Origin of the sequence: Pantoea sp. JV6, from assembly GCF_025910055.1 — a bacterium.
GTDB classification, from domain to species: Bacteria; Pseudomonadota; Gammaproteobacteria; order Enterobacterales; family Enterobacteriaceae; genus Pantoea; species Pantoea agglomerans.
The window spans coordinates 626,378-640,047 of record NZ_JAPCIM010000002.1; the positions used below are offsets into that span (position 1 = coordinate 626,378).

Annotated in this window: 15 protein-coding genes; 9 read left to right on the forward strand and 6 right to left on the reverse strand. The window is 56.2% G+C overall.

Going from position 1 to position 13,670, the window contains the following annotated elements:
* The first annotated feature begins 172 nt into the window (after positions 1-172).
* Positions 173-733, forward strand: coding sequence for a VOC family protein (locus OK412_RS03510; protein ID WP_033769295.1), 561 nt, complete (start codon positions 173-175; stop codon positions 731-733).
* Here the strand turns inward: OK412_RS03510 and OK412_RS03515 are convergent.
* Positions 730-1,875, reverse strand: coding sequence for a MalY/PatB family protein (locus OK412_RS03515; protein ID WP_264352690.1), 1,146 nt, complete (start codon positions 1,873-1,875; stop codon positions 730-732). The genes OK412_RS03510 and OK412_RS03515 overlap by 4 nt on opposite strands.
* A gap of 85 nt (positions 1,876-1,960) precedes the next feature.
* On the opposite strand from OK412_RS03515, the gene cutC reads away from it, so the two are divergent.
* Together cutC and OK412_RS03525 are read left to right on the forward strand one after the other, a co-directional pair.
* Complete coding sequence (gene cutC, locus OK412_RS03520) at positions 1,961-2,713, forward strand: copper homeostasis protein CutC (RefSeq protein WP_010258601.1); 753 nt, start codon at positions 1,961-1,963, stop codon at positions 2,711-2,713.
* A 413-nt stretch (positions 2,714-3,126) separates the two neighbouring features.
* Complete coding sequence (locus OK412_RS03525; RefSeq protein WP_052270587.1) at positions 3,127-3,975, forward strand: hypothetical protein; 849 nt, start codon at positions 3,127-3,129, stop codon at positions 3,973-3,975.
* 30 nt (positions 3,976-4,005) lie between these two features.
* Here the strand turns inward: OK412_RS03525 and OK412_RS03530 are convergent, their stop codons facing one another.
* Positions 4,006-5,103 (reverse strand): glycerol dehydrogenase, encoded by a 1,098-nt coding sequence (locus OK412_RS03530; RefSeq protein ID WP_264352691.1) that lies wholly within the window; start codon positions 5,101-5,103, stop codon positions 4,006-4,008.
* A gap of 154 nt (positions 5,104-5,257) precedes the next feature.
* Here OK412_RS03530 and OK412_RS03535 point away from each other — a divergent pair, with 154 nt between their 5' ends.
* Positions 5,258-5,878 (forward strand): LysE family translocator, encoded by a 621-nt coding sequence (locus tag OK412_RS03535; RefSeq protein WP_033757930.1) that lies wholly within the window; start codon positions 5,258-5,260, stop codon positions 5,876-5,878.
* Positions 5,879-5,882: 4 nt separating this feature from the next.
* Here OK412_RS03535 and cmoB read toward each other — a convergent pair whose 3' ends face one another.
* The 4 genes from cmoB to OK412_RS03555 all read right to left on the reverse strand — a co-directional run bounded on the left by cmoB (position 5,883) and on the right by OK412_RS03555 (position 8,944).
* Positions 5,883-6,851 carry a tRNA 5-methoxyuridine(34)/uridine 5-oxyacetic acid(34) synthase CmoB gene (gene cmoB, locus OK412_RS03540; RefSeq protein WP_010258611.1) on the reverse strand — a complete coding sequence of 323 codons (969 nt, stop codon included), beginning with the start codon at positions 6,849-6,851 and terminating at the stop codon, positions 5,883-5,885.
* Entirely contained in the window at positions 6,848-7,576 is a 729-nt protein-coding gene (gene cmoA / locus OK412_RS03545; RefSeq protein ID WP_010258614.1) for a carboxy-S-adenosyl-L-methionine synthase CmoA, read from the reverse strand. Before cmoA ends, cmoB begins: the two co-directional genes overlap by 4 nt.
* A gap of 81 nt (positions 7,577-7,657) precedes the next feature.
* A complete protein-coding gene (locus tag OK412_RS03550; RefSeq protein WP_010258617.1) occupies positions 7,658-8,053 on the reverse strand; it encodes an MAPEG family protein in 396 nt (131 codons plus the stop codon).
* 69 nt (positions 8,054-8,122) lie between these two features.
* Positions 8,123-8,944: a DUF72 domain-containing protein gene (locus OK412_RS03555; protein WP_010670805.1), complete on the reverse strand. Its 822-nt coding sequence runs from the start codon at positions 8,942-8,944 to the stop codon at positions 8,123-8,125.
* Between the two features lie 211 nt (positions 8,945-9,155).
* On the opposite strand from OK412_RS03555, the gene aspS reads away from it, so the two are divergent.
* From aspS to ruvA, 5 genes are all read left to right on the forward strand, one after another.
* Positions 9,156-10,934 carry an aspartate--tRNA ligase gene (gene aspS, locus OK412_RS03560; protein ID WP_010670804.1) on the forward strand — a complete coding sequence of 593 codons (1,779 nt, stop codon included), beginning with the start codon at positions 9,156-9,158 and terminating at the stop codon, positions 10,932-10,934.
* Positions 10,934-11,365, forward strand: coding sequence for a dihydroneopterin triphosphate diphosphatase (gene nudB / locus OK412_RS03565; protein WP_010258628.1), 432 nt, complete (start codon positions 10,934-10,936; stop codon positions 11,363-11,365). The genes aspS and nudB overlap by 1 nt, the downstream gene beginning before the upstream one ends.
* Positions 11,366-11,649: 284 nt before the next feature.
* Entirely contained in the window at positions 11,650-12,393 is a 744-nt protein-coding gene (locus OK412_RS03570; protein ID WP_010258633.1) for a YebC/PmpR family DNA-binding transcriptional regulator, read from the forward strand.
* A gap of 37 nt (positions 12,394-12,430) precedes the next feature.
* Entirely contained in the window at positions 12,431-12,958 is a 528-nt protein-coding gene (gene ruvC, locus OK412_RS03575) for a crossover junction endodeoxyribonuclease RuvC (RefSeq protein WP_003849205.1), read from the forward strand.
* A 96-nt stretch (positions 12,959-13,054) separates the two neighbouring features.
* Positions 13,055-13,669, forward strand: a complete 615-nt coding sequence (gene ruvA, locus OK412_RS03580) for a Holliday junction branch migration protein RuvA (protein ID WP_003849207.1) — start codon at positions 13,055-13,057, stop codon at positions 13,667-13,669.
* Position 13,670: the final 1 nt, after the last annotated feature.

Here is a 13,670-nt window from a genome sequence, read left to right on the forward strand (position 1 = left end):
ACTCATGGTCCTAAACAGGAGATAAATCCGAAATGAAAGATGTTATTATAAGGATTAGCGTTAAATTTCGGGCCAAATAAGATGAATCTTATCATTATGTGATGCTCAGCACGCGGCGCGCCAAAAGCCAGGCGGGTTATAAATGCTAAACAAATTGAGAGGAACTGGGGTAGTGACGAGAACTTTTCCGGCAGAATTGGATGATTTAAAGACAGATTTAGTACGTTTTGAAGAATCGTTGCAAAGTTTTGCGCAGCGGCTCGGTTTGCGTCTTACCGATCTGGAAGTGGACCATATCGCGGTGCGTTGCCATCAGGACACGACGGCGATACGCTGGCAGCAAGGTTTGCAGCAGATTGGCACGCAGTTTTCGGCGGCGATGATCAACGGCAGGCAGATTTGCCTGTTTAAACTCCATGACCCGCTGATTGTCGCAGGCAGGCAGATTGATGTGGTTGAACTGCCATGGCCGGGTGAAAAGCGTTATCGCCATGAAGGCTGGGAGCATATTGAGGTGGTGTTACGCGGCGATCATCAGACGCTGGGCGTGCGCGCGATGGCCTTGCTGTCAGATGAGGCGCTGACGCAGCCGGGTATTTCATTTAAAACCAGTTCACCGCAGGGCGAGAATGAGCGCCTGCCCAATCCGACCCTGGCGGTAACGGATGGGCAGACGACAATCAAGTTCCATCCGTGGCGACTGGAGGAGATTGTCGCCAGCGAACAGAACTAAAGGCGGGCGGCTAACGCACGCTTCAGGCGCGCAACGGCTTCGTCGAGCAGCGCGCGGGTACAGCCGAAATTGAGCCGGACAAACTGGTCATTGCCAAACTCACGTCCGGCGGTTAAGCCCAGCCCGTGCTTTTCAAAATAGAGCGCCGGGCTGGCCACACCCAGCGCGCTGGCGTCGATCCAGGCCAGGTAGGTCGCTTCCGGCGAGGCGAGTGATAGGCCGGTCATCTTATTAACCTGCGACACCAGCCAGTCACGGTTACTGCGCAGATAGGCATTCTGCGCATTCAGCCAGGGCTCACCCTCGCGCCATGCCGCTGCTGCTGCCGTGAGTGCCAGAATATCAACATCCGGCACAATGCCGCGTCGTACCCGGTTGAATTGCGCGCGTAGCCCGGCGTTGGGGATGATGGCGATGGAAGCCCCCAGACCGGCAATATTAAAGGACTTTGAGGGCGACATCAGCGTCACGCTACGCTGGGCTGCATCTTCGCTCAGTGAAGCAAAGGGTATGTGCTTAACGCCGGGTTCCAGCAGCAGATCGCTGTGGATCTCGTCGGAACAGACAATCAAATCGTGCTTCTGCGCCAATTCCAGTTGCGCCTGCAGTTCTTCGCGGCGATAGACGGTGCCGCCCGGATTCTGCGGGTTGCACAGCATTAACAGCCGCGCTTTATCGTCCAGCTGACCTTCCGGCGCAGCCAGATCCAGCAGCCAGCGTCCCTCTTGCAGCGTCAGTGGCAGCGTGATCTGACCGCGCTCTGCCAGTTTTGCTGCACCGCGAAACGGCGGATAGATGAGTGTTGGCGCAATCGTCAGCTCGTCAGGCGCGGTGAAAGCGCGCACTGCCAGATTCAGACCGCTTACGACACCCGGCAAAACCACAATCCATTCCGGATTAACGTGCCACTGATAGCGTGAGGCGAGCCAGGCTATCGCGCTATCGATAAATTCAACTGGCGTGTCGCCATAGCCGAAAATCCCATGTTCGGCACGGGTTTTAATCGCATCGATGACGCAGTCAGGCGATCGGAAATCGGTGTCTGCCACCCACAACGGCAGAATGTCCTGGTCCGCATATTTGTTCCATTTAAGGCTATCGCTGTGACGACGGTCTATCCGTTGGTCGAAATTGAATGCCATAGTTAACTTTCCCGGTAAACTCATTCCAGCAGCCAGACTAACTGATGAATCTGCCTTGAACCAGAGTCATGTAAAGGAGAAGAGAATGACCACACTGGAAATTTGCTGCTATGGCGTGGATTGCGCTGTGACCGCACAACAGGCGGGTGCCGATCGGGTTGAACTTTGTGCCGCACCGCGTGAAGGCGGCCTGACCCCGTCTGCGGGGATGCTGAATGCCGCCCGGCAAGAAGTTTCGATTCCGGTTCATCCTATTGTCCGGCCACGTGGTGGCGATTTTTGTTATACCGCACGCGAATTTGAAGCGATGAAATCGGATGTGGCGTTAATCCGTGAGCTCGGTTTTCCTGGTCTGGTGATTGGGATGCTGGATGAAGATGCTCACATTCATCATGGTCAGATGCGGCAGATTATGGCGCTGTGTGACGGCCTGGCCGTAACCTTTCATCGCGCCTTCGATCTCTGTCACAGCCCCAAGCGTGCGCTGGAAGAACTAACCGATTTGGGTGTGGCGCGTATTCTGACATCCGGTCAGCAGCAGAGCGCTGAAAACGGAATTGCATTACTCAGGGAACTAAATGAGGCCAGCACCGGTCCTATTATTATGGCGGGTGCCGGGGTACGTCTCAGCAACCTGCAAAAGTTTCTCGACATGGGGATTGATGAAGTTCACAGCTCGGCCAGCCGCCTGGTGGCGTCGCCGATGCGCTACCGCAAAGCGGGGGTCTCCATGTGTTCAGAAGCCGAGACTGACGAGTTCAGCCGCTACTGTGTAGACGGCGATGTGGTTGAGGCGATGAAAAGCGTGATGCAGATGAGCACCGTTCGGGTCGCCTGAACCACAACAGATTTTGCCGCGCAGCACGCCGATCATTGACGTGGTGTTTGCAAGTACCAAACCCCAGTATCCTTGCTGGGGTTCTTTTTGTGTAAAGCACACGCCGTCCCGGCTAAATCTTTTTGCGTTTCTCTGGCATGTTATTGATGTCAGAGGGATCTAATATCCGGCTGCAGCGAAGTTATCACTCTTTCGCCTGGCTCGATAAAAATGACCTGCCCCATATTAATCATTACATGTCATCCAGGACTTTCAGGCCCGGCAGCAAAGTAATCACTCGCTTTCTTCGTTATGCTGATGCCGTGTCGCCTCTTCGGTTCTTAAAGGGCGATGCAGGCTGAAATCTTCACAGATTGCCGCTGTTCATCACCGCAGCGTTTACACTGAAAGCAACGTCGCCTGGAAAAGATCCTATGAAACCCAATCCGATTGCTGTCCTGACTCTGATCCTGACTGCTCTCTGCAGTGGCAGCGCTGCCGCCAGCGCATGTAGCCCGAACAACATTGCTGTGGCTAACAGCAATAACCTGATTTTGCTGGGCGGGAATGCGAAAGGCGCGGTCAAGCAGGTGGTTGCGGGCGAGTTTGGTAAAGATGTGAACTCGCAAAAGCGGGTGTTGGGGCAGTTTGACGCCTGTGGCGATCTGACGGTTGCCGACGTCAGCTATGACAAAAGTGAGCGCAACGTTATTCTCAGCATGGAGCAACACATTGCCCGCGTGCAGGGCGGCTGGGTGGCGGAATATGCGTATCTGGTAAAAGTGCTGAAAGAGGGCAAAGAGGTGGTGGTCGATAACCGACAGGGGACGATTAACTGGCAGAAAGGTCAGCATGGCAACATTACCAGCGCCTCCGACAGGTTTACCAGCATGGGTAAAAGCGGCTTTACCGACACGACTTACCGTTATGATCGGCAGTTCAGGCTGGAGAAGAGCGTGGCACGCGGCAGCGATCCCCTGACCAACGGTGAAAATCATTACCACTGGAATCCGCAAGGTCTGGTGACCCGCACCACATCGGCCCGCAGCACCGACAGTTATACCTACGATCCCCAATGGCGTGAAGTGCGGCTCAACGGCACGGCGACCACACCGCTGAGCACCATCCGGTCAGTAGATGAGTGTCAGTCCTGGGATCAGGTGGGTAACTGTACCCTGAGCTATCTGCACGAGACCGAAATCTTCACGCGCGGCACTATTGAGCGCCATCTCAGTTCCGCCTACAAATATGAGTACTGGGACCAGCCAGCGGCGGCGGAGTAAAAGGCGATCGGATGATCGCCAGTCGTGTGACTATTTAACCGTCTGACTAAAGGCATCCAGCGCCAGCAGCGCGTTTGCAATATCTTCCGGTGAAAGGTTTGGATTAAGGTTTTTCAGCGTGTCGCCCTCACTGTTCGCCAGTGCACCCACTTTGACCAGATTCTCCCAGCTCTCATTTTCCAGATGCAGCTCCCGGAGCGTGGTCGGCATGTTGATCGCGCGATAGAAGCGGATATAGCGCGCAATTTCCTCATCCGGACGCTTCTCAAGCACCATCTGCGTCAGTGTGCCGTAGGCGACTTTCTCGCCATGGGTCAGATGGTGGATATCACCATCAATCGCGGTGAACCCATTATGAATAGCGTGCGCAGCTGCCAGCCCTCCGTTTTCAAAGCCCAGCCCCGATAGCAGCGTATTCGCCTCAACCACCGCTTCCACGGCGGGCGTCACTCGTTTTTGGGTGACGGCAACATAGGCGCTGTAACCCCATGTAAGCAGCGTTTCTTCACAGGCACGGGCAATCGCCAGTCCGGCAATTGTCGGATCACCATTGACCATCGATTTTGAATGCGAACGCGCCACCGCCTGCGCTTCAACCCAGGTCGCCAGTCCATCGGCAATGCCGGAGGCAAAGAGTCGTGCTGGCGCACTGGCGCAGACTGCGGTGTCCACCAGCACCAAATCAGGATTTTTGCTGTAGAAGCGATAGCTCTCAAATACGCCGCTATCAGAATAGATGACCGACAGGGCGCTACAGGGGGCATCGGTGGAGGCGATCGTAGGCACGATGGCTACCGGCTGCTTCAGCTCATCCGCCACCGCCTTAACCGTATCCAGCGTTTTGCCGCCGCCCAGTCCGACAACCACATTACAGCCCTGGTTTTTCGCCAGCTGGCTCAGACGGGTGATCTCATTGCTCGACGCCTCGCCGTTGAACGGGTGCCAGTTGAAGGTAACGTCCGCCTTTTGCAGCGCCTGTTGGGCGCGTTCGCCAATCAATTTCCAGACGACATCATCCGCGACCAGGAAAGCGTTATCACCCAGTTCGGCCACGTAGGGGCCCAGCTCATCCAGCACGCCCGCGCCCTGCACATATTTACGGGGTGAAGAGAAGATAAATTTACTCATAATCACAGCTCCTTAATATGAAGTTAAACCGCCCTTAGCCTGGCACACGCTGACGAACAGGGAGAGTGTCCAGGGTGAGATAATTCGACGGGCCTGTTACGCTGGCAGGACACCCATACGCTGCTGACCGGCTGTTACCTCCAGGGAGAACGCCATGACCACCACGCTGTTTTCATTTCTGTTTGCCATCACCATACTGACGCTGACGCCGGGATTTGATACTGCGCTGGTGCTGCGCTCAGCAGTCGCTCAGGGTGCAAAGCGCGCCAGCGTGACGGCACTGGGTATCACGCTTGGCTGTCTGGTCTGGGGTGTCGCGGTGGGATTCGGTTTAGGCGCGCTGCTGCTGGCCTCCGAAATGGCCTATAACCTGCTTAAGTGGCTGGGTGCCGCCTGGTTACTTTATCTGGGGCTGAAATTGTTGCTGAAACCCCGCCAGGCAGCAATCGACTCGCAACAACCGGCGCTGCAACAGGGCTATCTTGCCTGTTTCAGCCGCGGGCTGCTTGGCAATCTGCTAAACCCCAAAGTGGGCATCTTCTATGTGAGTTTTTTGCCACAGTTTATCCCGGCGGGGGCGTCGGTGGCGCTCTGGTGTAGTCTGATGGCGCTGGCACACATGCTGCTGGGGCTGATCTGGAATGCGGTACTGATTGGCGGCAGCCACTATTTCGCCGGTCATTTGCGCAAACCGCGGGTGCTGAAGGTGATGGATCGCCTGACCGGCTGCGTGTTTATAGGATTTGCGGCGAAACTGGCGTTGTCTCGCCGCTAGGGCATTACGGTTTGGTGGCGACCAGCACGGCGCGCAGAGGCGCCGGATAGCCCTCGACCGTTTTGCTGGGGTCATCGGGATCGAGGAATTCAGCCAGAGACTCGCTGGTCATCCAGTCGGTGCGGCGTTGCTCTTCAGTGGTAGTGAGGGCGAAATCGACAATCCGGACATCGACAAAGCCGCTTTTTTCCAGCCAGCTTTTCAGCGCTTCAGCTGACGGAATGAAGAAGACATTGCGCATCTGCGCATATCGCTCACCAGGCACCAGCACCTGATTCACATCGCCCTCAATCACCAGCGTCTCCAGCACCAGTTCGCCACCGCTGACCAGCTGATTCTTAAGCTGTAACAGGTGATCCAGCGGCGAACGGCGATGATAGAGCACGCCCATCGAGAACACGGTATCGAACGCCTGCAACACCGGTAACTGCTCAATGCCCAGCGGCAGCATATGCGCCCGGCGATCGTCGTTCAGCAGCTTGCGCACCGCTTCGAACTGCACCAGGAACAGCTGCATTGGATCGATGCCGACCACCAGATGGGCACCCGCGCCAATCATCCGCCACATGTGATAGCCACTGCCGCAGCCCACATCGAGCACTGTGCGGCCGGCCAGCGGAGAGATGTGCGGTAGTACGCGCTCCCACTTCCAGTCCGAACGCCATTCGGTGTTGATGTGGGTGCCATAAAGGAAATAGGGCCCCTTGCGCCACGGCATCAGGTTGCGCAGTAACTTCTCAATACCCTGACGATGGCGATCGCTGATGTCATCGCGGTCGGCAGTAACACTGTGCAGCAGGTCAAGCTTTTGAGGCTCCAGCAGCGGCAGATACTCCAGCGACTTGTACCAGTCGCGGAAGTGCCCATGCAGGTTTTCACGCTGCCACTCGCTGATTTGCGCCGGTAACACTTCCAGCCACTTCGCCAGCGGTCCCACCGCAATTTGCTGATAAAAACGGCCAAAGTCGATCATTTCAACGCCACCAGAGATCCAAAATTAAAGCACTGGAACCAGAGTTCGGCGTGCGAGAAACCGGCCTGTTTCAGACGGGCTTTATGAGCTTCAACGCTGTCAGTCAGCATCACATTTTCCAGCATGCTGCGTTTCTGGCTGATTTCCAGTTCGCTGTAGCCGTTGGCGCGCTTGAAGTCGTGATGCATGTTAAACAGCAGCTCACCGACTTCGGCATCTTCAAAACTGAATTTCTCTGACAGCACCAGCGCGCCGCCCGGTTTCAGTCCCTGCCAGATCTTTTCCAGCAGCGCCAGACGCGCAGGCGGTTCCAGAAACTGCAGTGTAAAGTTGAGTACCACCAGAGAGGCGTTTTCAATCTCAATGTCGCGGATATCCGCTTCCAGCACCGTTACCGGTGTGTCCGCGCGAAACGCATCAAGATGGCGACGACAGCGCTCCACCATCGCCGGGGAGTTATCCACTGCAATGATCTGGCAACCCGGCACCTGAATATTGCGGCGCACCGACAGGGTGGCCGCGCCCAGCGAGCAGCCCAGGTCATAAACCTTGCTGTCCGGGGTAACAAAACGTTCTGCCAGCATGCCAATCATCGAAATGATGTTGGAGTAGCCCGGCACCGAGCGCTGAATCATGTCAGGAAAGACTTCAGCTACACGCTCGTCAAAAGTCCAGTCGCCCAGTTTTGCAATGGGCGCTGAGAAGAGTTGATCGCGGTCAGACATATCGAAAATCCGAAGAGACGACGGAAAGGGCGCTATTCTCGCAGAAAGTGGGGCGGGCTGCACCCCTTAACCCAGGCCAGCTTAATGCAGCGTCAGCACCAGTTCCCACGGCATATAGATCAGGTTAAAAATCACCATGCCGCAGAGGGAAAACAGCGTCAGCAGCATGCCATATTTGCGGCCTGCCATTGCGCTGCTGCGCAAACCCCAGGCGTGCAGCAGGCGACTGATAAAGAACAGCAGACCCGTAAGATGCACCATCCAGATATCGGCGCCGTTCATCTCCATCATTACCAGCAGAAACAGCGCCAGCGGAATGGTTTCGATGGCGTTGCCGTGAATGCGAATCGCCATTTTCAGGTCGTGGTAGCCGCCATCGCCATACGCCACACGGTAGAATCGGCGATAGCGGACCACGTCCAGCGTGAATTTCATCACCAGTAATGCACCCATCACCACATATAACGCGCTAACCATTGCCACCCCTGCGACTGTCCATAATGCTTCTATTCTAACGGGCGCACAGCCTGCTGTCCTGGGCAGGAATCAAAACAGTGACGTCTGCTGCGGCCAGTCCGGTCCATTGCCAATAGCCGGATCGATCTGCTGCAGCTGCGGCCAGAGTGCCTGCACCAGCGGAAAGACCTGGCCCATATCGGGCGTGTGCAGAAACAGCATGGCGTCGCCCTGTTGCTGCCATTCTGTCAGTTTGTCACGCCAGATCTGAAACAGCGGCACGCTCTCTTCCACGCTATCGCTGCCGATAAACCGCACCATCGGCTGTGAGCCGGTTCGCAGCGCATGAGGCGGCACCCGGGGCTTCTGCGCGCGGGCCACCAGCGCGGCCGGACTTTGCGAGGTGGAGGCGTGAACCGGACGGCTGTCGAGCATCACGCGATTGATGCCGCGCGCCAGCAGGCCGCGATTCAGCGCCCGTTCAGCATCCCCTTTAGCGAAGAAAGCAGGATGGCGGACTTCGACGCCATAGTGAAAACGGCGCGGCAGGCTGTCGAGAAAGCGCCACAGGTCGTCGAGTTGCGTCGGGGAGAAGCTGGCAGGCAATTGCAGCCAGTACTGACCGATGCGATCGGCCAGCGGCTCCATCAGGCGCAGGAAATCGGTCAGCAGGTCATCGCTGTGCTGCAGCGCCGCCTGATGGCTGATGGTATTGGGAAACTTAAAGCAGAAGCGAAACGCATCGTGCGTCATATCGCGCCAGCGCATCACCGTTTCCGGATTCGGCAGCGCATAAAGCGTGGTATTTCCCTCTACACAATGGAAATAGCGGGCATAGTCCGCCAGGCTTTCGATGCCCCAGCGTTTCCAGTGTGAATGCTGCCACTGGGGCAGGCCAATACGAAGTGTCACGCGCGCTCCTGGCTGCAGATTAAGATACCCCATTATCCGCTATGGTCAGGCTGGGGGGCAAATGCACACAGGAAATCGGCGCTTTGGCGCGGATCTGCTTATCCTGTCTGGCTTTTTCCATTATAATGACCGCCATTTTTGCGACAGCATCGCAACAGGTAACGCGGCCGGATGCTGTCAGATGCAGCGGCGAAGTTAAAAGGATAGTGTTATGCGTACAGAATATTGCGGACAGCTCAATCTGTCTCATGTGGGTCAGCAAGTCACGCTTTGCGGCTGGGTAAACCGCCGTCGCGATCTGGGCAGTTTGATTTTTATCGATATGCGCGACCGTGAAGGCATCGTGCAGGTGTTTTTTGATCCCGATCGCCAGGACGCATTTAAGCTGGCTTCTGAACTGCGTAACGAATTCTGTATCCAGATCACCGGTACCGTGCGTGCGCGTGATGAGAAGAACAAAAACAGCGACATGGCGACCGGTGAAGTGGAAGTGTTTGCCCAGGCACTGACTATTATTAACCGCTCTGAGCCACTGCCGCTGGACTCGAATCAGACCAACAGCGAAGAAGCGCGCCTGAAGTACCGCTACCTGGATCTGCGTCGCCCTGAGATGGTGACGCGTCTGAAAACCCGCGCAAAAATCACCAGCTTCGTTCGTCGCTTTATGGATGACGCAGGTTTCCTGGATATCGAAACCCCGATGCTGACCAAAGCGACGCCGGAAGGCGCGCGTGACTATCTGGTGCCAAGCCGGGTACATAAAGGCAAATTCTATGCGCTGCCGCAGTCACCTCAGCTGTTTAAACAGCTGCTGATGATGTCTGGTTTTGACCGCTACTATCAGATCGTTAAATGCTTCCGCGACGAAGATTTACGTGCCGATCGTCAGCCAGAATTTACCCAAATCGACGTGGAAACCTCCTTTATGACCGCGCCACAGGTGCGTGAAATCATGGAGCGTTTAATCCGCAATCTGTGGCAGGACGTGCAGGGCGTTGACCTCGGCGAGTTCCCGCAGATGACCTTTGCGGAAGCGATGCATCGCTACGGTTCTGATAAACCGGATCTGCGTAACCCGATGGAGCTGGTGGACGTCGGCGACCTGCTGAAAAACGTGGAGTTCCAGGTCTTCTCTGGTCCGGCTAACGATGAAAAGGGCCGTGTTGCCGCGCTGCGCGTGCCGACCGGTGCACAGCTGAGCCGTAAGCAGATTGATGAATATGGCAAGTTCGTGGAGATTTACGGCGCCAAAGGTCTGGCGTGGATGAAGGTTAACGTCCGTGCTGACGGCCTGGAAGGCGTGCAGAGCCCGGTTGCCAAATTCCTGAATGCGGAGATCGTGGAAGGCATTCTGAGCCGCACCGGCGCTCAGGATGGCGACATTATCTTCTTTGGTGCCGATCGCGCCAAAGTGGTCGCGGATGCACTGGGTGCGCTGCGTCTGAAAGTGGGCCGCGAGCTGAACATCACTGATGAGAAAGCCTGGGCACCGCTGTGGGTAATCGACTTCCCGATGTTCGAAGAGGACGAAGAGGGCGGTCTGGCTGCGATGCACCATCCGTTCACGGCGCCAAAAGAGATGAGCGCAGAAGAGCTGGCCGCCGATCCAACCCGTGCCGTGGCGAATGCCTACGACATGGTGATCAACGGTTATGAAGTGGGCGGCGGTTCAGTGCGTATCCACAACGGCAAAATGCAGCAGACGGTGTTCAGCATTCTGGGTATCGAAGAGCATGAGCAGCGTGAGAAGTTTGGCTTCCTGCTGGATGCGCTGAAGTTCGGTACGCCACCGCATGCGGGCCTGGCCTTTGGTCTGGATCGTCTGACCATGCTGCTGACCGGCACCGATAATATTCGTGACGTCATTGCGTTCCCGAAAACCACGGCGGCCGCCTGCATGATGACCGAAGCGCCAAGCGAAGCTAATCCGGCTTCCCTGCTGGAGCTCGGCATTCAGGTCGTTAAAAAAGAAAAGCCTGAGAATAAATAATGGGCTATAAACACCCGGTTTCAGTGCTGGTCGTCATTTCGGCGCGCGATACTGGCCGGGTGTTGATGCTGCAGCGGCGTGACGATCCCACGTTCTGGCAGTCGGTCACCGGCAGCCTGGAGGCGGGAGAGTCACCGCTGGCGACCGCGTGTCGTGAAGTGAATGAGGAAATCGGCATCGACGTGCTGGCCGAGCGGCTGGAGGTGGAGGATTGTCAGCGTCAGATCGACTTTGAAATCTTTCCCCATTTCCGCCATCGCTACGCCCCTGATGTCACTCATAATCACGAGCACTGGTTTCGCCTGCAACTGCCAACGGAGCGCGATGTGATGCTCACCGAGCATCTGGCGTTTCGCTGGCTGGCACCCGCTGACGCTGCAGCATTAACCCGATCATGGAGTAACCGCCAGGCAATTGAAGAATTTATCTGAATGCTCGCCATCGCCCGGTATTCCGGCGGCGGATAGATTAAATTTTATGAATCTGGTGAGTTTTAACAGGACTTCACCAACATATTGAACAGTCAGGCGTAATCGGCACCGTGAGGTTGTTCACCGCCCGCGCGACGTCGTCAGCGTACGCTTGTACGTGAGGATGCTTCGCGACGCTCGCCCTCGGGGCATTCAGGTTGTCAGTCACCTGTATGCGTACGGACGGTAAACAGGCTCGCAAGCAGGATAGCCTGCACCCTGTAAAAGATCGGAGAAAATTTAAAATGGCAGGACACAGTAAGTGGGCAAACACCAAACACCGTAAAGCGGCGCAGGATGCCAAGCGCGGCAAAATCTTCACCAAAATCATTCGTGAGCTGGTGACGGCGGCCAAGCTGGGCGGCGGCGATCCGGGCTCAAACCCGCGTCTGCGTGCAGCAATGGATAAAGCGCTGGCGAACAATATGACGCGTGACACCATGGATCGCGCTATCGCGCGTGGTGTGGGCGGCGATGACAATGCCAACATGGAAACCATCATCTATGAAGGCTACGGTCCTGGCGGCTCGGCCATCATGATTGAATGCCTGAGTGACAACCGTAACCGTACCGTGGGCGAAGTGCGTCACGCCTTCACCAAAACCGGCGGGAATCTCGGCACCGACGGCTCCGTGGCTTACCTGTTCAACAAAAAAGGCGTGATCTCCTATGCGCCGGGTCAGGATGAAGATGCGGTGATGGAAGCGGCTCTGGAAGCGGGCGCAGAAGATGTGGTCAGCTATGACGACGGCGCGATTGATGTCTTCACCGCATGGGAAGAGATGGGTACGGTGCGTGATGCACTGGAAGCGCTCGGCCTGAAAGCGGACACTGCAGAAGTGGCAATGATCCCGACCACCAAAGCAGAGATGGATGCGGAAACCGCACCTAAACTGCTGCGTCTGATCGACATGCTGGAAGATTGCGACGATGTGCAGGAGGTCTATCACAACGGTGAAATCTCCGACGAGGTAGCGGAAACGCTGTAATGGCGTCTACCGTAATCACTTTAACCAAAGAGGCGTAATGTCGATTATCCTGGGTATTGATCCCGGCTCACGCATCACCGGTTATGGTGTTATTCGTCAGACTGGCCGCCAGCTCACTTATCTGGGCAGCGGCTGTATCCGCACTAATACCACCGAGTTGCCCGCCCGTCTGAAGCTGATTTATGCGGGCGTCTGTGAAATCATTACGCAGTTTTCACCCGACTTCTTCGCCATTGAACAGGTGTTTATGGCGAAGAATGCAGACTCCGCACTGAAGCTCGGCCAGGCGCGTGGTGCCGCGATTGTTGCCGCGGTAAACCACGATCTGCCGGTGTTTGAGTATGCCGCCCGTCAGGTAAAACAGACCGTGGTTGGCATCGGCAGCGCCGAGAAAAGTCAGGTGCAGCACATGGTGCGAACCCTGCTGAAGCTACCGGCGAACCCGCAGGCGGATGCCGCCGATGCGCTGGCGATTGCCATTACGCACTGTCATGTGGCTCAGAATGCGGCTCGCATGAGTGACAGTAAGCTGGTGCTGACGCGCGGACGGTTACGCTCAGGTTAGCCGTCATCGCTCAGGCCGCACTCACAGGCTGGATATTCATCCAGCCTTTTTTATGTTATAAAATCCGCCACATTCGTTAGTTAAGGAAGCGTTCAGGTGATAGGTCGTTTACGGGGCAATATTCTGGAAAAGCAGCCGCCACTGGTGCTGCTTGAGGCACACGGCGTCGGCTATGAAATTTATATGCCCATGACCTGTTTTTATGAGTTGCCTGAACTTCAGCACGAAGCGGTGATTTTTACCCACTTTGTGGTGCGTGAAGATGCTCAGCTGCTGTTTGGTTTTAACAGCAAGCAGGAGCGCGCGCTGTTTCGCGAACTGATTAAAGTGAATGGCGTCGGACCTAAGCTGGCGCTGGCGATCCTCTCCGGCATGTCGGCGCAGCAGTTTGTGACCGCTGTCGAGAAAGAGGAGATCGCGTCACTGGTGAAACTGCCAGGCGTGGGCAAAAAGACGGCTGAGCGTCTGGTGGTCGAAATGAAGGACCGCTTCAAAGGAATGCACGGCGACCTGTTTGGCGGCGATTCTGCGTTTACGCTGACCACGCCGAGCGCCGAGCCGGAAACCAATGATGCGGAATCCGAAGCGGTTGCAGCGCTGGTATCACTGGGTTATAAACCGCAGGAAGCGAGCCGTATGATCAGTAAAGTCGGTCGACCGGATGCGGATTGCGAAACCCTGATCCGCGAAGCGCTACGCGCCGCCATTTGAG